Annotated in this window: 14 protein-coding genes and 1 tRNA gene; 5 read left to right on the forward strand and 10 right to left on the reverse strand. The window is 71.9% G+C overall.

The window, feature by feature from the left end:
- Positions 1–67: 67 nt before the first annotated feature.
- Both FKD65_RS08670 and FKD65_RS08675 read right to left on the reverse strand, forming a co-directional pair.
- Positions 68–1240, reverse strand: coding sequence for a branched-chain amino acid ABC transporter substrate-binding protein (locus tag FKD65_RS08670; RefSeq protein WP_205718608.1), 1173 nt, complete (start codon positions 1238–1240; stop codon positions 68–70).
- A 287-nt stretch (positions 1241–1527) separates the two neighbouring features.
- Positions 1528–2130 (reverse strand): ANTAR domain-containing response regulator, encoded by a 603-nt coding sequence (locus FKD65_RS08675; RefSeq protein WP_302931592.1) that lies wholly within the window; start codon positions 2128–2130, stop codon positions 1528–1530.
- Between the two features lie 101 nt (positions 2131–2231).
- Between FKD65_RS08675 and FKD65_RS08680 the strand changes: the two genes are divergently transcribed.
- Positions 2232–2305: transfer RNA gene (locus FKD65_RS08680), tRNA-Leu, on the forward strand.
- 106 nt (positions 2306–2411) lie between these two features.
- Positions 2412–3194 carry a transcriptional regulator gene (locus tag FKD65_RS08685; RefSeq protein ID WP_141576975.1) on the forward strand — a complete coding sequence of 261 codons (783 nt, stop codon included), beginning with the start codon at positions 2412–2414 and terminating at the stop codon, positions 3192–3194.
- 154 nt (positions 3195–3348) lie between these two features.
- On the opposite strand, the gene pyk is transcribed toward FKD65_RS08685, so the two are convergent.
- Both pyk and FKD65_RS08695 read right to left on the reverse strand, forming a co-directional pair.
- Positions 3349–4779: a pyruvate kinase gene (pyk, locus tag FKD65_RS08690; protein ID WP_141576976.1), complete on the reverse strand. Its 1431-nt coding sequence runs from the start codon at positions 4777–4779 to the stop codon at positions 3349–3351.
- A 109-nt stretch (positions 4780–4888) separates the two neighbouring features.
- On the reverse strand, positions 4889–5446 hold the full coding sequence (locus tag FKD65_RS08695; RefSeq protein WP_141576977.1) for a type 1 glutamine amidotransferase domain-containing protein: 558 nt from the start codon (positions 5444–5446) through the stop codon (positions 4889–4891).
- Positions 5447–5513: 67 nt separating this feature from the next.
- On the opposite strand from FKD65_RS08695, the gene FKD65_RS08700 reads away from it, so the two are divergent.
- Entirely contained in the window at positions 5514–6197 is a 684-nt protein-coding gene (locus tag FKD65_RS08700; RefSeq protein ID WP_141576978.1) for a helix-turn-helix transcriptional regulator, read from the forward strand.
- Positions 6198–6212: 15 nt separating this feature from the next.
- Here FKD65_RS08700 and FKD65_RS44090 read toward each other — a convergent pair whose 3' ends face one another.
- Positions 6213–7073, reverse strand: a complete 861-nt coding sequence (locus FKD65_RS44090; protein WP_168220988.1) for a hypothetical protein — start codon at positions 7071–7073, stop codon at positions 6213–6215.
- A gap of 289 nt (positions 7074–7362) precedes the next feature.
- Here FKD65_RS44090 and FKD65_RS08710 point away from each other — a divergent pair, with 289 nt between their 5' ends.
- Positions 7363–8790: a pyridoxal-dependent decarboxylase gene (locus FKD65_RS08710; RefSeq protein WP_141576979.1), complete on the forward strand. Its 1428-nt coding sequence runs from the start codon at positions 7363–7365 to the stop codon at positions 8788–8790.
- 10 nt (positions 8791–8800) lie between these two features.
- Here FKD65_RS08710 and FKD65_RS08715 read toward each other — a convergent pair whose 3' ends face one another.
- The gene (locus FKD65_RS08715) at positions 8801–9253 is read right to left on the reverse strand and encodes a VOC family protein (protein ID WP_141576980.1); all 453 of its coding nucleotides are present in this window, start codon (positions 9251–9253) and stop codon (positions 8801–8803) included.
- Between the two features lie 33 nt (positions 9254–9286).
- Positions 9287–9835 carry a helix-turn-helix transcriptional regulator gene (locus tag FKD65_RS08720; RefSeq protein ID WP_205718609.1) on the reverse strand — a complete coding sequence of 183 codons (549 nt, stop codon included), beginning with the start codon at positions 9833–9835 and terminating at the stop codon, positions 9287–9289.
- A gap of 127 nt (positions 9836–9962) precedes the next feature.
- Here FKD65_RS08720 and FKD65_RS44095 point away from each other — a divergent pair, with 127 nt between their 5' ends.
- Positions 9963–10442, forward strand: a complete 480-nt coding sequence (locus tag FKD65_RS44095) for a DUF6069 family protein (protein WP_168220989.1) — start codon at positions 9963–9965, stop codon at positions 10440–10442.
- A 64-nt stretch (positions 10443–10506) separates the two neighbouring features.
- Here FKD65_RS44095 and FKD65_RS08735 read toward each other — a convergent pair whose 3' ends face one another.
- From FKD65_RS08735 to FKD65_RS08745, 3 genes are all read right to left on the reverse strand, one after another.
- On the reverse strand, positions 10507–11970 hold the full coding sequence (locus FKD65_RS08735) for a glutamate synthase subunit beta (protein WP_141576982.1): 1464 nt from the start codon (positions 11968–11970) through the stop codon (positions 10507–10509).
- 16 nt (positions 11971–11986) lie between these two features.
- Positions 11987–16558, reverse strand: a complete 4572-nt coding sequence (gene gltB, locus FKD65_RS08740; protein WP_141576983.1) for a glutamate synthase large subunit — start codon at positions 16556–16558, stop codon at positions 11987–11989.
- A gap of 320 nt (positions 16559–16878) precedes the next feature.
- Positions 16879–18108, reverse strand: coding sequence for a hypothetical protein (locus tag FKD65_RS08745; protein ID WP_141576984.1), 1230 nt, complete (start codon positions 18106–18108; stop codon positions 16879–16881).
- Positions 18109–18147: the final 39 nt, after the last annotated feature.

An 18147-nucleotide genomic window follows, 5' to 3' on the forward strand; every position in this document is an offset into this window, starting at 1 on the left:
GCGCTCCCGCTCCCGCGCCATCAGGGGCCCCCGCGGACGGGGGCGGTCGGTCCGGGCGTGGTGACGCCTACGAGACCTTCGCTTCGTTGCTGTTGCCGAGCAGCGGCAGCTTGTCGTCCTTCACCTCGTAGATGAAGATGTCGTTGACCGCCAGCTCGCCGTTGTCGGCGAACTTGATCTGCTTCCCGACGCCCTGGATGTCCTCGGTCTTGAGGAAGTTGTTGATGTCCTCCGGCTCGGTCTTGCCGGCCTTGACCGCCTCGATGAACGCCGTCGCGGCGTCGAAGCCCTCGGTCGAGTAGATGGCGACCTCGGAGTTGTACTTCGCCTTGTAGTCGTCGGCGAACTTCTTGGCCTTCGGGTTCGTCTTGCCCTCGGCGTCGATCAGGCAGCCGCAGCTCAGCAGCGCGCCCTGCGCGTTCTCCTTGCCGGCGCCCTCGATCAGACCGGTCGCGAGCGAGCCGTCGCCGGACATCATCTTGCCCTTGTAGCCGGCCTCGCGCAGCTGCTTGAACAGCCGCCCCGCCACCGCGTAGTAACCGCCGAAGTAGACCGCGTCCGGCTTGAACTGGTTGATCTTGTTGACGGTCGAGGAGTAGTCCGTCGCCTTGTCGTCCACCGCGTCGGTCTGGGTCTGCGCGCCCTTGGAGCCGGCGGCCTTGGCGATCGCGTCCGCGAGGCCCTTGCCGTAGTCCTGGTTGTCGGAGACCGTGAAGAGCTTCTTCGCCTTCACCGAGTTCACCAGGAAGTTCGCGGCGCCCTCGCTCTGCGCGGCGTCGTCGGCCACGACCCGGTGCCAGTACTTCCAGCCCTTCTCGCCGAGCGTGATGTTGGTCGCCGACGGCGACACGCTCGGGATCTTGGCCTCCTCCAGGATGGGGGCGACGCTCTGCGACTCACCGGAGAACGCCGGACCGATCAGCGCCGCGATCTTGTCGTTCTTGACCGCGCCCTGCGCCAGCGTCGTCGCCTGCTCCGGCTTGCCCTGGCTGTCGTAGGTCTTGAACTTGATCTTGACCTTGGGGTTCGTGGCGTTGTACTGCTCGATCGCCAGCTGCGCGCCCTGCTTGGGCGGGATCACCAGGCCCGAGTTCTCACCGGTCAGGTCGCCCATGAACCCGATCGTGACCTCGTTGCCGCCGTCGGAGCCGCTATCGCCGTCACCACACGCCACGGCGCTGAGCGCGAGCGCCGCGCTCACCGCAACCGCGCCGGTGATCCTCATCTTGTTGCGCCGCAAGGTGCCCAACCTTTCCATCCGGATCCGGGAGGGGATCGGGTACGAGTGAAGCCCCGACGCCGCCGCCTCGATTGGAGGAAACGGTCACTCGGGGACCAGCTATGTCGTACACCGTCGACCCACCCCAGAACAGGACCCCCGGATCGAAGGGTTACTCGTTCGTTACTCCCCCGTGCCCATCGGACACCACGCGTTGCCTGGGACGATTACGAAACGTGACGATCAGGGTCCGCTCGCGCACCAGCGCATTGGACCTTGACAAACCCGGGATGCGGCGGGACCTGGGGTCAGCCCGCGGCCGACTCGCCATGACCTCCGGAGGCGCCCGCCACGACCGCCTCGGCGACGGCCCGCATCGTGAGCCGCCGGTCCATGGAGGTCTTCTGGATCCACCGGAACGCCTCCGGCTCGGACCACCCGTGGGCCTGCTGCAGCAGCCCCTTCGCCCGGTCGACCACCTTGCGGGTCTCCAGCCGCTCCTGCAGGCCCGCGACCTCGGCCTCGAGCGCGCGCAGCTCGGTGTACCGGCTCACCGCCATCTCGATCGCCGGCGTGAGATCGGTCTTGGAGAACGGCTTGACGAGGTAGGCCATCGCGCCCGCCTCCGTCGCCCGCTGGACGAGCTCGCGCTGGGAGAACGCGGTGAGGATCACCACCGGCGCGATCCGCTCCACGGAGATCCGCTCGGCCGCCGAGATGCCGTCCAGCACCGGCATCTTCACGTCGAGTATCACGAGATCCGGCCTCAGCTCCCCGGCGAGGCGGACGGCCGTCTCGCCGTCCCCGGCCTCCCCGACCACCTCGTAGCCGTCCTCCTGAAGCATCTCCTTCAGGTCAAGCCTGATCAGGGCCTCGTCTTCCGCGATCACAACCCGCCGAGCGCTCTCCACGCCCACGAGCCTACCGAAACCCGCTACCCTGGTTCCCGCAGGGCTCCCCCGAGAGCCCGCCCCTCACGAACAATCTAGATGTCCAAATTATTAGGACATTTGCCCCGATAGCCCAATAGGCAGAGGCCATGTGCTCAAACCACATCAAGTGTGGGTTCGAATCCCACTCGGGGCACTTCTCGGCAGATAGCCACTAATCCGGCTTTTCGGCACCCCTTGACGACCCCTGCGCCAACGAGCAGGCAACGGGCTTTGTCGTAGGCGCCCGTGACACTGTGCGCATGTATGACATCACCATGCGTCAACGCGCTCTGGCGCTTCTGGGCCAAGGCCTCACGATCAGCGAGGTCAGCCGCCGAACGGGCGCTTCTCGCGGCGCGATCCGCGAATGGCGGCTGCGGACCGAGCAGAAGCGCGATCTCTATGCCGGGCCCTACCGGGAATGCCCGCGATGCACCGAATTACCAAGCGCGCCCGAACCGAGGGACTCCTACGCCTACCTTCTCGGCCTTTATCTGGGTGACGGCTGCATCAGTCCCGTGGGCGACCGCAGCAAGATGGTCTGGGCTCTCCGGATCGCCTGCGCCGACGCCTGGCCGGGGCTGATCGAGCAGTGCGCCGCGGCCGTCGGCGCCGTCCGGCCGGGGAACAAGGTACGGATCATCCAGCGGATCGGCTGCGTCGAGGTCAACAGCCACTCCAAGCACTGGCCCTGCCTCTTCCCCCAGCACGGGCCGGGCAAGAAGCACGAGCGGAAGATCGAACTGCACCCCTGGCAGCAGGAGATCGTGAACGGGTTCGCCGAGGACTTCGTCCGTGGGCTGCTCCACTCCGATGGGTGCCGCTTCGTCAACCGGGTGCGGCGGCCGCTCAAGAACGAGGACCGGTGGTACGAGTATCCCCGGTACAACTTCACGAACGTCTCGCTGGACATCCAGCGCCTGTTCACCGACGCGTTGGACCGGCTCGGGGTCGAGTGGACGCAGATGAACGCGAGGAACATCTCGGTCGCCAAGAAGGGGGCGGTGGCGCGGCTGGACGAGTTCGTCGGGCCCAAGTACTGAGGGCGGGGTGGGTTTCCGGAGCGTCGTGGAAATGAGATCGGGCGGTGATGCGTGCCCGGTGCGCAACGTTCCGGGGGCGGCCTCAAGCGGGCGGCGTAGAGGAGCCGGGCACCGCGCGGGGTGCGGGTCGCGCGGTGCCCGGCAGGGGTGGTGGTCAGTGGGGGACGGCGATGGCGTCGCCGAGGCTGTGGACGCGCAGGGCGTTCGTCGAGCCCGCGGTGCCGGGGGGCGAGCCGGCGACGACGACGACCTTGTCGCCCTTCTGGAAGCGGCCGAGTTCGAGGAGGGCCTGCTCGACCTGGCGGACCATGGTGTCGGTGTGGTCGACCTGGGGGACGATGAAGGTCTCGACGCCCCAGACGTGGGCGAGCCTCCCGCGGACGGCGGGCACGGAGGTGAAGGCCAGCAGCGGGATGGGCGAGCGGTAGCGCGACAGGCGCCGGGCGGTCTCGCCGGACATGGTGAAGGCGGCGAGGGCCTCGGCGCCGACGATGGCGCCCACCTCGGCGGCGGCGCGGGCGATGGCCCCGCCGACGGTCTCGGGCATCCGCTCGAGGGTGTGGGTGGCCTGGAGGGAGGCCTGCTCGGCGGTCTGCACGATGCGGCTCATCGTGCGGACGGACTCGATCGGGTACTGGCCGACGCTGGTCTCGCCGGAGAGCATGACGGCGTCGGCGCCCTCGAAGACGGCGTTGGCGACGTCGGAGGTCTCGGCGCGGGTGGGGCGGGGCGCGGAGATCATGGATTCGAGCATCTGGGTGGCGACGATGACCGGGCGGGCCTTCTCGCGGCACAGTTCGATGGCGCGCTTCTGGACGATGGGCACCTGTTCGAGGGGCATCTCGACGCCGAGGTCGCCGCGGGCCACCATGATGCCGTCGAAGGCGGCGACGATCTCGGGGAGCCGTTCGACGGCCTGGGGCTTTTCGATCTTGCCGATGAGGGGGACGCGAACGCCCTCCTCCTCCATGATCTGGTAGCAGATGTCGGCGTCGGCGGGGGTGCGGACGAAGGACAGGGCGACGAGGTCGACGCCGAGGCGCAGGGCCCAGCGCAGGTCGGTCTCGTCCTTCTCGGTGAGGGCGGGGACGCTGACCGGGACGCCGGGCAGGTTGAGGCCCTTGTTGTCGGACACCATGCCGCCGACGGTGACCTTGGTGTTGACGCGGGGGCCGTCGACGGAGGTGACCTCGAGGGCGACGCGGCCGTCGTCGATGAGGACGGTGTCGCCGGCGCTGACGTCGCCCGGCAGCCCCTCGTAGGTGGTGGACACCTCGCGGCGGGTGCCGGGGACGTCGTCGGTGGTGATGGTGAACTCGTCGCCGAGGGTGAGCCGTACGGGGCCGTCGGGGAAGCGCCCGATGCGGATCTTGGGGCCCTGCAGGTCCGCGAGGATGCCGACGCCCCGTCCGGTGGCGTCGGCGGCGGCGCGGATCCGGTGGTAGACCTCCTCGTGGACGGCGTGCTCGCCATGGCTCATGTTGAGGCGGGCGACGTCGATGCCGGCTTCGACGAGGGCGTTGATCTGCTCGCTGCTGGAGCAGGCCGGACCGATGGTGCTGACGATCTTCGCTCGACGGGTCACGTGCACAACCGTACTTAGTTACTTGCCGGTACGGATATTCGTGCAGGATATGGTCCCCTGGGGTTCACCCAGTGGTCTAGGTCAGAGGTCTAGACCACATGTGGCCGCGTCACCGTTTGAACGCCTCCACGGCGGCCTGGCAGAACGCCTTGAGGTCGTCGGGCTTGCGGCTGCTGACCAGCACGTTGGGGCCGTCCTCGCAGATCTTGACCTCCTCGTCCACCCAGGTCGCCCCGGCGTTGCGGAGGTCGGTCCGGAGGCTCGGCCAGGACGTCAGGGTCCGGCCCCGGACGGCGTCGGCCTCGATGAGGGTCCAGGGGCCGTGGCAGATGACGGCCACGGGCTTGCCCGAGTCGAAGAACGCCCGGACGAACGCGACGGCGTCGGGGTCGGTGCGCAGGAAGTCGGGGTTGGCGACGCCGCCGGGCAGGACGAGCCCGTCGAACTCGGTGTGCTCGGAGACGTCGACGGTGGTGTCGACCTGGAAGGTGTCGCCCTTGTCCAGGTGGTCGAACGCCTGGAGCCGGCCTGACTGCGTGGAGACGAGGCGCGGGGTGCCGCCGGCCTGCTCCACGGCCTTCCACGGCTCGGTCAGCTCGACCTGCTCGGTGCCCTCGGGGGCGCACAGGAAGGCGATGGTCCTGCCCTGAAGATCGTTGTTCGGCACTGGTCTCCTCCGGTGGTTCGTCGTGTCCTGTGCCCCTGCCCGTGAATGCGGGTGGTATGCAGGAAGGGTGAACCCCACGGGCTATCGCGAGTACCGGGAGCCGGGTCTGGCCTGCTCGTGGACGTCGGCGCTGCCGCCGGACGCCGAGCCGTTCGTCCAGCGCGTGCTCCCGGACGGCTGCGTCGACCTGATCTGGACGGGCGGCGGGATCGTGGTGGCGGGGCCGGACACGGGCCCGATGCCGGCGGTCATGCGGCCGGGCGAGGAGATCGCGGCGGTGCGGTTCGCGCCGGGGACCGCGCCGCCGGTGCTGGGCGTCCCGGCGGACGCGCTGCGGAACGGGCGCGTCCCGTTGCGGGAGCTGTGGGGCGGGGAGGCCGACCGGCTGGCGGAGGCCGTGGCTGCGGCCGAGGATCGCCGCGGGGTGCTGGTCGCGGCGGTGCGGGAGCGGACGGGCCCGGTGGATCCGCTGGTCGCGCCGGTGGTCGCGGGCCTGGCGAGCGGTTCGGTGGGTGATGTCGCGGACGCGCTCGGGATCGGTGAGCGGCAGTTGCGGCGCCGGTCGGCGGCGGCGTTCGGCTACGGGCCGAAGACGCTGCAGCGGGTGCTGCGGTTCCAGCGGGCGCTGGGCCTCGCGCGGGCGGGCAGGCCGCTAGCGGAGGTCGCGTTCGCGGCGGGCTACGCCGACCAGGCCCATTTCGCGCACGAGGTGCGCGACCTGGCGGGCGAGCCCGTCCGGAACCTGCTGTGACCCGCCTGGAGGCGGTCAGGGCTTGAGGCGTCCGTAGGCGCGCAGCGTCCTGAGGCGTTCGACGGTGACGAAGCCGCGCCATTCGGGACGGGTGATCGGTGTCCAGATGGGGAAGGCGACGTCCCAGCCGCCGTCGTCGTCCTGCTCGTCGATGAGGGCGTCCAGGGCGGCGTCGATGTCGGCGGCGCCGAAGAGGCGGCGCCCGTGTCCGCCGGGTTCGGGCGCGAAGTCGAGCGGGCCCTGGTGGTCGCTGCGGGCGTGGGCGGCGAGGAGGTCGCGGACGCGGGCGAAGGCGGCGGCCGCGCGGTCGCGGTCGGGGACGTGGTCGAGGAAGGTCAGGACGGCGAGGACGTCGTAGCCGCCGGGTTCGGCGCCGGGGGCCTCCAGGTAGCGCCAGCAGAAGTCGGTGGCGGGTGCGAGCCAGGGGTGGTCGGCTCCGGCCCTGTGGAGCAGGCCTGCGAGGGTCGCGGTGGGGTTGACGGCGCCGGGCGGGTCGTCGGGGGTCTGCCACCAGGGGCCGTGCGGCGCGTCGCGGACGGTCGGCAGGACGAACGGCACTCCCCCGTCGTCGGCGGTGATGGAGGCAAGGTAGCCGGCGGTGCGCGTGACGGCGGGGTCGTGGTCGGCGCCCGCCTCGTGCAGGAACTGCAGGGCGTGCTGGGTGGGGACGGGCTGGCTGGCCTCGCCGCGCAGGTCGGGTTCCAGGGCGTGCCCGTATCCGCCGTCGGGGTTCTCGTAGGCCCTGAGGGCGGCGAGGACGGGTTCGGCGGGGCCGCCGCGGAAGTGGAGGGCGAAGCGGTGCCGGTCGATGAGGCGGCCGTTGAGGCGCATGAACTCCGCGGCGCGCGCGAGGCCGGTTTCGTGCAGGACCTTCATGGTGCCGACGCTAGGGCGGGCGGAGGGCGCGCGTCTTGTAGGAAACGGACGCGGTGGGCCCGGCCACCCCAGCGGTGGGTGGCCGGGCCCCTGAGGTCCCGCGTCGCGGGGTGCGGGAGCTGGCGGCCCGGGCGGTCGCCGCGGGCGCGGCGGGAGCCGCCGGAGCGTCGGCGACCGCGGGGGCGAACCCAGGCGGGACCGTATCCGACCAGCACGAATACTACAAGCTGCCCCCTTTCGACCCTTCAGGGCGTTTCCCCCGAGACCGGGTCCGTGATCTCCTTGCGCCATGAGTGATCCGCTGGACGAGCATGACAAGGCCGGTGACCCGCTCGCGGTGGTGGCGCGGGCGGCGGGACCGTATCTGGCGAGCCTGCCGGAGCGTCCCGTCCACGACCGGGCGATGGACCCGCTGCTGGACGAGCTCGACGGACCGCTGCCGGCGCGGGGGGACGGGGCGGTGGCCGCGGTCGAGCGGCTCGTGCGGGTCGGCACGCGGGCGGCGACGCACTCCTCGGGGCCGCGGTTCTTCCATTTCGTGGTGGGCGGGTCGACGCCGGCGGCGATGGCGGGCGACTGGGCGGCCTCGCTGCTGGACCAGGCGACCGGGCTGTGGCTGACGTCGCCGCTGGCGGCGCGGGCGGAGACGGTCGTCCTGCGGTGGCTGAAGGAGCTGTTCGGGCTTCCGGCGGAGTTCGGCGGCGTCCTGACGCCGAGTGCGACGTTCGCGAACCTGACGGGACTGGCCTGCGCACGGCAGTGGTGGGCGGCCGAGCACGGGGTGGACGTCGCGTCGCAGGGGCTCGCGGGGCTCCCGGCGATGCCGGTGTTCAGCAGCGGGCTGGTGCACGTCAGCACCCGCAAGGCGCTGCAGGTGCTGGGCTGCGGCCGTGACACCGTCCGGACGTTCGCCCGCGACGACGCGGGCCGGGTCGATCTGGCGGCGATGGACGCCGCGCTGGCCGAGGCGGGCGGCCGCGCGGTGGTGGTGGCGAACCTCGGCGAGGTGAACGCCGGCGACAGCGACCCGGTCGCGGAGCTGGCCGGCCTCGCGGAGCGGCACGGGGCGTGGCTCCACGTGGACGGGGCGTTCGGGCTGTTCGCGGCCCTCAGCCCGCGGACGGCGCATCTCGCGCGCGGCGTCGAGCGGGCGGACTCGGTGGCGGCGGACGGCCACAAGTGGCTGAACGTCCCGTACGAGAGCGGGTTCTGCTTCGTGCGGGACCCCGCGTGGCTGAGCCGCGCGTTCGGGGCGTGGGGCGCGGCGTACCTGCCGGACTCCGACGACGAGCGGATCAACTACAACATGCTGGGCCCCGAGTCGTCGCGCCGCGCGCGGGCGCTGCCGATCTGGGCGACATTGCGGGCCTACGGGCGGGACGGCTACCGGGAGATGGTGGAGCGCCACCTCGACGTGGCCGCCCATCTCGGCGGCCTGGTCGAGGCGGCGCCCGACATGGAGCTGCTCGCGCCGGTGCAGCTCTGCATCGCGTGTTTCCGGTACCGCCCGGCCGGGTTCCCGGAGGAGGGCCTGGACGAGTTGAACGCGCGGCTGGGCGAGGCGCTGCTCGCGGACGGCCGCGTCTACGCGGGGACCACCACCTACCGGGGCATGACGGTGTTCCGTCCGGCGCCGGTCAACTGGCGGACGACGAAGGCCGACGTGGAGCGGCTCGTGGACGTGCTCCGCGAGCTCGGCGCCCGCCTCACGGGCTGAGGGGGTCCGTTCAGTCCACGCAGTCGTTCCAGGGGACGGTCTCGTCGAGCTGGTCGAACGGCTGGGTGAGGCTGTACCAGCAGCCCGAGTCGTCCCGGAAGACCGCCTCGATCCCGTAGGGGCGCTTCTCGGGCGGGTGGACGAACTCGACGCCCAGGGCCGAGAGCCGCTCGTACTCGGCCTGGCAGTCGTCGGTGTTGAAGGCGCCGGCGCCGAGGACGCCCTTGGCGATGAGGGCCTTCATCTGGACGGCGGAGCCGGGGTCCATGGTGGGCGGGCCGGGCACCATGAGGGCGAGGCTGAGCTCGGGCTGGTCCTTGGCGCCGACGGTGACCCAGCGCATCCCGCCCTCGCCCAGGGTCATGTCGTCGCGGACCTCCAGGCCGAGCTTCTCGGTGAAGAAGGCCTTCGCCGAGTCCTGGTCGAGCACCCAGACGGTGGCCAGCCCGAGTTTGGTGATCATGCCGGTGTCTCCTTGTGAACTGGGATGATGCGTTCACGCTAGGGCGCCGCGGGCCGCCCGGCCTTCTCGATTCTTGCTGGCCGCGGACATCTCGCCGCCCGAGGTCATCTCGCCGCCCGCGGGCGTCTCGCCGCCACCGGGAGCCGGCCGCTCGCGGAAGCCGCCCGCCCAGAGCAGCACGAAGCATCCGGGGATGGCGGCGGCGTCCCCGGTGCGGGCCCGCCTGCGGAACTCGGTGGGGGTCGTGCCGGTCTGCTGCTTGAAGCGGGTGCAGAAGGTCCCGAGGCTGGTGAAGCCGACCTGCATGCAGATCTCGGTGACGGTGAGGTCGGCGGTGCGCAGCAGGTGCTGCGCCCGCTCGATGCGGCGCCGGGCGAGGTAGGCGCCCGGCGGCTCGCCGTAGACCTCGTGGAACAGCCGGACGAAGTGGTAGCGCGAGTATCCGGCGCGGGCGGCGACGGCGGACACGTCCAGCGGCTCGGCCCACTCGCGGTCCATGGCGTCGCGGGCGATCCTCATCCGGCGCAGGACGCCGGTGTCCAGCGTGGGCGGCGCTCCCTGCGTCCCCTGAGCGTTCCCCATCCCCCGATGCTGGCACACTCCTCGGACTTTTCACGGACAAAAAATTTTGTCTTGACAGTTCGATTTTTCTAGGAGAGGCTGTGGAGCAGCAGCAAGGAACGAACGGGAACGAACGAAGGAGCACGCAATGGCCACCACCGCGACCCCCGCCGCCGCCACCGCCACCGCCACCACGACCGCCGCCACGACCGCCACCGGCACCCGCACCCCCGCGGCGGCCCGGAGCGTCCGGAAGACCCGCGCCGCGGCCGTCGCCGCCGCGGTCGCCGCCAACACCGCCGTCTACCTGGGCGCGGCGGCGGCGGGCACGGACTTCCTGCTCACCGACCCCGGCAAGACCGAGCCGCACCACATGATCGTCCCGGAGATCGCGGTATTCACCCTGGTGTTCGGGCTGCTGGGCTGGGGCTCGATGGCGCTGCTGGAGCGCTTCACCCGGCACGCGCGGGTGGTCTGGAGCGTCCTCGCCGGCGCCGTGCTGGCGCTGTCGTTCGTCCCGCTCGGCCTGGAGCAGGCCAGCCCCGCCACCCGCGCCGCGCTGGCCGTCATCCACGTCGTGGTCGCCGTGGCTCTCCTGCCCCTGCTGCGGCGCCCCGCCGCCCGATGACGGACCCCGGACGACGGCAAGGCCCTGGAGGAGAACCCTCCAGGGCCTTGCTCACGCGCGCGGGTCAGGCGATCGGACGCGCCGTCGGCGGGATCGGATACGGCAGGTCCGTCCGGCCGCCGAGGTAGGCGTCGACGCCGTGCGCGGCGGCGCGGCCCTCGGCGATGGCCCAGACGATCAGGGACTGGCCGCGGCCCATGTCCCCCGCGGCGAACACGCCGTCCACCGACGTCCGGTAGTCGCCGTCGCGGACCACGTTGCCGCGCTGGTCCAGCTCGACGCCGAGCTGCTCGAGCAGCCCCTCGCGCTGCGGGCCGAGGAAGCCCATGGCGAGGGTGACCAGCTCTGCGGGGATCTCCCGCTCGGTGCCCTCGACGGGCGCGAACCCCGTCTGCGGGCCGCCGACCTCCACCAGCCTGAGCGCGCGGACGTTGCCGTCGGCGTCGCCCAGGAACTCGGTGGTGGACACGGCGTAGACGCGGTCGCCGCCCATGCCGGCGAGCTCCTCGTGGGCGCTCTCCACCTTGAACAGCATCGGGTACGTCGGCCACGGCTGGCCGTCGGGGCGCGCCTGCGGCGGCTGCGGCATGATCTCCAGCTGGGTGACCGACGCCGCGCCCTGCCGGATCGCGGTGCCGATGCAGTCGGCGCCGGTGTCGCCGCCGCCGATGACGACGACGTGCTTGCCCTTGGCGGAGATGGGCGACTCCTCGTAGTCGCCCTCCTGCGCCCTGTTCGACGGCGGCAGGTACTCCATCGCCTGGTAGACGCCCTTGAGCTCGCGCCCCGGAACGGGGAGGTCCCGCCAGACGGTGGCGCCGCCCGCCAGGACGACGGCGTCGTGGGACGCGCGCAGCTCGTCCGCGGTGAGGTCGACGCCGACGTTCACCGAGGTCCGGAAGGCGGTGCCCTCGGCCCGCATCTGCGCGAGGCGCCGGTCGAGGTGCCGCTTCTCCATCTTGAACTCGGGGATGCCGTAGCGCAGCAGGCCGCCGACGCGGTCGGCGCGCTCGTACACCGTGACGTCGTGCCCGGCGCGGGTGAGCTGCTGGGCGGCGGCGAGGCCCGCGGGCCCCGAGCCGACCACGGCGACCCGCCTGCCGGTCTGCACGGCCGGCGGCACCGGGCGCACCCAGCCCTCGGCGAACGCCCGGTCGATGATCTCGACCTCGACCCGCTTGATGGTCACCGGGTCCTGGTTGATGCCGAGGACGCAGGCGCTCTCGCACGGGGCCGGGCACAGCCTCCCGGTGAACTCCGGGAAGTTGTTGGTGGCGTGCAGCCGCTCCACGGCCTCGTGCCAGTCCTTGCGGTACACGAGGTCGTTCCACTCGGGGATGAGGTTGCCGAGCGGGCAGCCCTGGTGGCAGAACGGGATGCCGCAGTCCATGCAGCGGCTCGCCTGCTTCTCCAGCCGGTCGGTGCCGAAGTCCTCGTACACCTCCGACCAGCTCTTGATGCGCACGTCGACCGGGCGGCGCTTCGGGAGCTCCCGCCCGACGGTCAGGAAGCCCTTCGGGTCAGCCATTTCGGAAGTCCCCCTCTCAGCTCTGCGCCGCGGCCATGACGGCCTCGTCGACGTCGCGTCCCTCGGCCTCGGCCCTGGCCATGGCGTCCAGGACCCGCCGGTAGTCGCGCGGCATGATCTTGGTGAAGCGGGCGGCCGTGGCGTCCCAGTCCTCCAGCAGCCGCCGGGCCACCGCCGAGCCGGTCTCGGCCAGGTGCCGCTCGGTAAGCGTCCGGACGAACTCCACGTCCGCGGAGTCCAGCGGCTCCAGGTCGACCATCTCGCCGTTGACCCGCTCGGGCACCAGGTCCAGGACGTAGGCGATGCCGCCGGACATGCCGGCCGCGAGGTTGCGGCCCGTCCGGCCGAGGATCACCGCGCGGCCCCCGGTCATGTACTCGCAGGCGTGGTCGCCGACGCCCTCGACGACCGCGGTCGCGCCGGAGTTGCGGACGCAGAACCGCTCGCCGACGACGCCGCGGGCGAACAGCTCGCCGGACGTGGCCCCGTACAGGATCACGTTGCCGCCGATGATCTGCTCCTCGGCCGCGAACCCGGCGTCCGCCGGGGGACGCAGCGTGAGCCGCCCGCCCGACAGGCCCTTGCCGACGTAGTCGTTGGCGTCGCCGACCAGCCGCAGCGTGATGCCGCGCGGCACGAACGCGCCGAACGAGTTGCCCGCCGAGCCGGTGAAGGAGACGTCGACGGTGTCGTCGGGGAGGCCGCCGCCGCCCCACTTCTTGGTCACCTCGTGGCCGAGCATGGTCCCGACCGTCCGGTTGACGTTGCGGATCGGCAGCTCCAGCCGCACCGGGTCGCCGAACGAGATCGCGCCCTCGGCGAGCTGGATCAGCGTGTTGTCCAGGGCCTTCTCCAGCCCGTGGTCCTGCTCGGTGACGCGGTGCAGGGCCCCGCCCGCCCAGGGCTCGGGGGCGTGCAGGATCGGCGCCAGGTCGAGCCCGGCGGCCTTCCAGTGCTCGACCGCCTCGCGGGTGTCGATCATCTCGACGTGGCCGATCGCCTCGTCCAGCGACCGGAACCCGAGGGCCGCCAGGTACTCGCGGACCTCCTCGGCGACGAACTCGAAGAAGTTCACCACGAACTCGGGCTTGCCGGCGAAACGCCGCCGCAGCACCGGGTTCTGGGTGGCGACGCCGACCGGGCAGGTGTCCAGGTGGCAGACCCGCATCATGATGCAGCCCGACACCACCAGCGGCGCGGTCGCGAAGCCGTACTCCTCTGCGCCGAGCAGCGCCGCGACGACCACGTCGCGGCCGGTCTTCATCTGCCCGTCGGTCTGCACGACGATGCGGTCGCGCAGCCCGTTCAGCAGCAGCGTCTGCTGCGTCTCGGCGAGCCCGAGCTCCCAGGGCGCGCCGGCGTGCTTCAGCGACGTCAGCGGGGACGCGCCGGTGCCGCCGTCGTGCCCGGAGATGAGCACCACGTCGGCGTGCGCCTTGGACACCCCGGCCGCGACCGTGCCCACGCCGACCTCGGAGACGAGCTTGACGTGCACGCGCGCCGCCGGGTTGGCGTTCTTCAGGTCGTGGATGAGCTGGGCGAGGTCCTCGATCGAGTAGATGTCGTGGTGCGGCGGCGGCGAGATGAGGCCGACGCCCGGGGTGGAGTGCCGCGTCTTGGCGATCCACGGGTAGACCTTGTGGCCGGGCAGCTGGCCGCCCTCGCCGGGCTTGGCGCCCTGCGCCATCTTGATCTGGATGTCGTCGGAGTTGGTGAGGTACTCCGAGGTCACGCCGAACCGGCCGGAGGCCACCTGCTTGATCGCGCTGCGCCGCAGGTCGCCGTTCTCGTCCGGGGTGAAGCGCGCCGGGTCCTCGCCGCCCTCGCCGGTGTTGGACTTGCCGCCGAGGCGGTTCATCGCGATCGCGAGGGTCTCGTGCGCCTCCGCCGAGATGGAACCGTAGGACATCGCGCCGGTGGAGAACCGCTTGACGATCTCCGATACCGGCTCGACCTCCTCGATCGGCACCGGCTCCCGGTCGCCCTCCCGGAGCCTGAACAGCCCGCGGAGCGTCATCAGCTCCTCGGCCTGCGAGTCGACCTTGGAGGTGTACTCCTTGAAGATCTCGTAGCGGCGGGTGCGGGTGGCGTGCTGGAGCTTGAACACCGTGTCCGGGTTGAACAGGTGCGGCTCGCCCTCGCGGCGCCACTGGTACTCGCCGCCGACCTCCAGGGTGCGGTGCGCCAGCTCGTTGCCGCCGGGCGGGTAGGCGCGGGCGTGCCGCTCGGACACCTCGCGGGCCAGCACGTCGAAGCCGACGCCGCCGAGCCGGGAGGTGGTGCCGGTGAAGCAGCGCGACACCACGTCCCCGCCCAGCCCGATCGCCTCGAAGATCTGCGCGCCGGTGTAGGACGCGACCGTGGACACGCCCATCTTCGACATGACCTTCAGGACGCCCTTGCCGTAGGCCTTCACGAGGTTCCGGACGGCCTTGGCCGGGTCGAGCCCCTCGAGCGCGCCGCCGCGGACGAGGTCCTCGACGGTCTCGATCGCCAGGTACGGGTTGATCGCGGACGCGCCGTACCCGATGAGCAGCGCCATGTGGTGGCACTCGCGGGCCTCGCCCGTCTCGATCACCAGGCCCACCTGCGTGCGGGTCTTCTCCCGGATCAGGTGGTGGTGCACCGCGCCGGTCAGCAGCAGCGACGGGATCGCGGCGCGGGCGGAGTCGGCGCCGCGGTCCGACAGCACGATTATCCGCGCGCCGGCCTCGATGGCCCGGCTGACCTCGGAGTTGATCTCCTCCAGGCGGGCCTGGAGGGCCTCTCCCCCGCCGGCGACCTCGTAGAGGCCGTGCACGACGTAGGCGGCCAGGTGCGGCAGCGACCCCTCGTCGTCGATATGGATGATCTTGGAGAGCTCGTCGTTGTCCAGGATCGGGGTCGGCAGCACCAGGCGCCGGCACGAGTCCGGGCCGGGCTCCAGCAGGTTGCCCTCCGGGCCGAGCGTGGACTGCAGCGAGGTGACGAGCTCCTCGCGGATCGCGTCCAGCGGCGGGTTCGTGACCTGCGCGAACAGCTGCTTGAAGTAGTCGAACAGCAGCCGCGGGCGCTCCGACAGCACCGCGATCGGGGTGTCGGTGCCCATCGACCCGATCGGCTCCGCGCCCGTCCGCGCCATCGGCGTCAGGATGATCCGCTGCTCTTCGAGGGTGTAGCCGAACGTCTGCTGGCGCCGGACGAGCGTCTCGTGGGTCGGGATCTCCCGCTCGCGCTGCGGCAGCTCCTCGAACCGGACGAGCCCCTCGTGCAGCCACTGCCCGTAGGGGTGCTCGGCGGCCAGCTCGGCCTTGACCTCGTCGTCCTCGACGATCCGCCCCGCGGCGGTGTCCACGAGGAAGATCTTGCCGGGCTGCAGGCGGCCCTTGCGGACCACCCTGTCGGCGGGGATGTCGAGCACGCCGGCCTCGCTGGCCAGCACGACCAGGCCGTCGTCGGTCACCCAGTACCGGCCCGGGCGCAGCCCGTTGCGGTCCAGGACCGCGCCGACGACGGTGCCGTCGGTGAAGCTGACGCTGGCGGGGCCGTCCCACGCCTCCATCAGCGTGGAGTGGAACTCGTAGAACGCCCGGCGCTCGGCGTCCATCTCGGTGTGGTTCTCCCACGCCTCCGGGATCATCATCAGCACCGCGTGCGGCAGCGACCGGCCGCCGAGGTGCAGCAGCTCCAGGCACTCGTCGAACGACGCGGTGTCGGAGGCCTCGATGTCGATCACCGGGAAGATCCGGGAGATGTCGCCGGGGAGCAGGTCGGACTTCAGCAGCGCCTCGCGGGCCCGCATCCAGTTCCGGTTGCCCTTCACGGTGTTGATCTCGCCGTTGTGGGCGATGAACCGGTACGGGTGGGCCAGCTCCCAGGCCGGGAACGTGTTGGTCGAGAACCGCGAGTGGACCAGGGCGATCGCGCTGGTGAAGCGGCGGTCCGACAGGTCGGGGAAGAACGGCTCCAGCTGCGGGGTCGTCAGCATCCCCTTGTAGACGACCGTCCGGCTGGACAGGCTCGGGAAGTAGACCCGCACGTCCTGCTCGGCGCGCTCGCGCATGCAGAAGACGGCGCGGTCCAGCTCCAGGCCGGTCTTGCCCTCGTGCGGGCCGCCCGTCGCGGGGGCGACGAACAGCTGCGCGAAGTGCGGCATGACCCGGCGGGCGGCCGGGCCGGTGAAGTCGGGGTCGTGGGGGAGCTCGCGCCAGCCGAGGACCGACAGGCCCTCCTGCACGCACAGCGTCTCGACGTGGGCGACCGCGGCGGCCCTCTCGTCGACGTCCACGGGCAGGAAGGCGACGCCGGCCGCGTAGCCGCCGGCGTCCGGGAGCGGGAAGTCGCAGACCTCGCGGAAGAACGCGTCCGGGATCTGGACGAGGATGCCGACGCCGTCGCCGTCGTCCGGCTCCGCGCCCACCGCGCCGCGGTGGTCGAGGTTCTTCAGCACGTCCAGGGCGTTCTGGACGATGTCGTGGCTCTTGCGTCCGTGCAGGTCGGCGACCATGCCGACGCCGCAGGCGTCGTGCTCGTTGGCCGGGTCGTACAGGCCCTGGGGCTGGGGGCGTCCCTGTACACGGCCATCAGGTGTGAGGGCAGCAGCAGCCATCAACCCTCCCGTCGTCGTGTCACTGCTTCGATGTCAGTGCGGCACGGGACGACGTTGGCCCTGCAGCGGTGAGATGACATTACATCACTGCCGGGATCATGCCCGGCTGTACCGGATCGCGAACTTCGTCGGCGCGATCGGACGTGCGTCATCTCCAAGTGGTTTAGACCAGGCTACCGGCTCGGTCCCGCCGCGAAACGCCGTGACCTCGGTGAGGATCGTCACCGGGACCGGGCGTTTACGGCACCACGCCCAGACCTACCCGAGATGGGCACCGCCCCAAACCCGGGACCGCCCCGGGTCTCGCACGGGGACCGGACTCAGCCGGCTCCGCGGGCCGCGCGGCCGAGCACCGCCGGGGCCTTGCCGCCCTCGATCAGCAGCGACAGCAGGTTCTCGTCCTTCTCGTCGCCCTTGCCGTCCAGGCGCTGCGCCCACGACACCACCGCGAAGTGCCCCATCGCGAGGCCCCGGGCCATGCCGAAGCCCCGCCCGAAGGAGTCCAGCGGGGCGGCGGCCTCCAGCGGCCGGACGAAGCCCGCGCCGATCGTGGTCTCCAGCCTGGCGACGAACCGGTCGGCGTCCGCCGAGCCCGCCAGGTTGAACACGGCGACGGCCAGCGCGTACCCGTGCTCGGTGTCGGAGTAGATCTCGCGGGCGGCCTGCGTGCAGCCTCCCTTGCCGAGTTCCTCGGCGACGGACGCTCCCCAGACGGCGGCTGCGCAGTCGGCGTCGAGGCGCTTGGCCCGCAGCTTCACCACGACCTTCCCGTCCGGGAGGGGCAGCTTCGCCGCCGAGGACGGGAACGCCTCGGCTGCCGTCAGGGGGCTCGGGTCCTTGCCGCGGGTCGCGATCCCGGCGTAGGCGGAGCTGGAGGGCGAGCTCGAGTAGGAGATCGGCGACGGGCCGGTTCCGGCGGCCCGCCCGATCCTCGCGTCGGCCCGCCCCTTCGGTGCCGGGGCGTCGTCGCCGCTCAGGGCGATCGCCGCGGCGCCGAGCAGGACCAGGACCCCCAGGACGGCCGCCGCGACGAAGTAGAGCTTCGCGCCCGGGCCGCCCGCGCGCCGCGCCGGGCCGCCCTGGCGATCCGGTGCTCCGGGACGCCCCGAAGGCGCGCCGGCGTTCTTCGCCTTGCCAGGCTTGGCCTTGTCGCGCTTGCTCTTGCCCTGCTTGCCCTTGCCCTGCTTGCCCTTGCCCTGCTTGCCCTTGCCCTGCTTGCCCTTGCTCTGCGGGCTCTTGCCGCGCTTGTCCGGCCTCCCGGCGCGGGGCGCGCCGTCGGCGGGGCCGTCGGGCGGGAAGCCGCTGTGGACGTCCGCGGGTGGGAACGCGTCGTCCTGGAAGGCGTCCTCCTCGTAGGGGACGTCGTCGTAGGGCGTCCTGGGAGGCGGCGGAGCGGGGCGTTCGCGGCGGGGCGCGGGCCGGCGGGGCGGCGGGGTGCGGCGCTGGCCGCCCCCTCGGGACTGCGGCGTCCTGCGCGCGGCGGGCTGCCGGCGGCCCGGGCGGTTCGCCGGAGGCCGCCCGGAGCCGCGGCGGTGCTCATCGGGGTCCACGACCGCGCAGACTACTCGCCGCCGGCCGCGGGCACGGCC

Origin of the sequence: Actinomadura sp. WMMA1423, from assembly GCF_006547145.1 — a bacterium.
Taxonomy (GTDB): domain Bacteria; phylum Actinomycetota; class Actinomycetes; order Streptosporangiales; family Streptosporangiaceae; genus Spirillospora.

What these genes read in the sequence shown, in the direction of transcription:
- FKD65_RS08685 (WP_141576975.1), top strand. Translation starts at nt 2,412, where the DNA reads ATGTATGACATCACCATGCGTCAACGCGCTCTGGCGCTTCTGGGCCAA.
- FKD65_RS44090 (WP_168220988.1), bottom strand. Translation starts at nt 7,073, where the DNA reads ATGAAGGTCCTGCACGAAACCGGCCTCGCGCGCGCCGCGGAGTTCATG.
- FKD65_RS08710 (WP_141576979.1), top strand. Translation starts at nt 7,363, where the DNA reads ATGAGTGATCCGCTGGACGAGCATGACAAGGCCGGTGACCCGCTCGCG.
- FKD65_RS08715 (WP_141576980.1), bottom strand. Translation starts at nt 9,253, where the DNA reads ATGATCACCAAACTCGGGCTGGCCACCGTCTGGGTGCTCGACCAGGAC.
- FKD65_RS08720 (WP_205718609.1), bottom strand. Translation starts at nt 9,835, where the DNA reads ATGGGGAACGCTCAGGGGACGCAGGGAGCGCCGCCCACGCTGGACACC.
- FKD65_RS44095 (WP_168220989.1), top strand. Translation starts at nt 9,963, where the DNA reads ATGGCCACCACCGCGACCCCCGCCGCCGCCACCGCCACCGCCACCACG.
- FKD65_RS08735 (WP_141576982.1), bottom strand. Translation starts at nt 11,970, where the DNA reads ATGGCTGACCCGAAGGGCTTCCTGACCGTCGGGCGGGAGCTCCCGAAG.
- gltB (WP_141576983.1), bottom strand. Translation starts at nt 16,558, where the DNA reads ATGGCTGCTGCTGCCCTCACACCTGATGGCCGTGTACAGGGACGCCCC.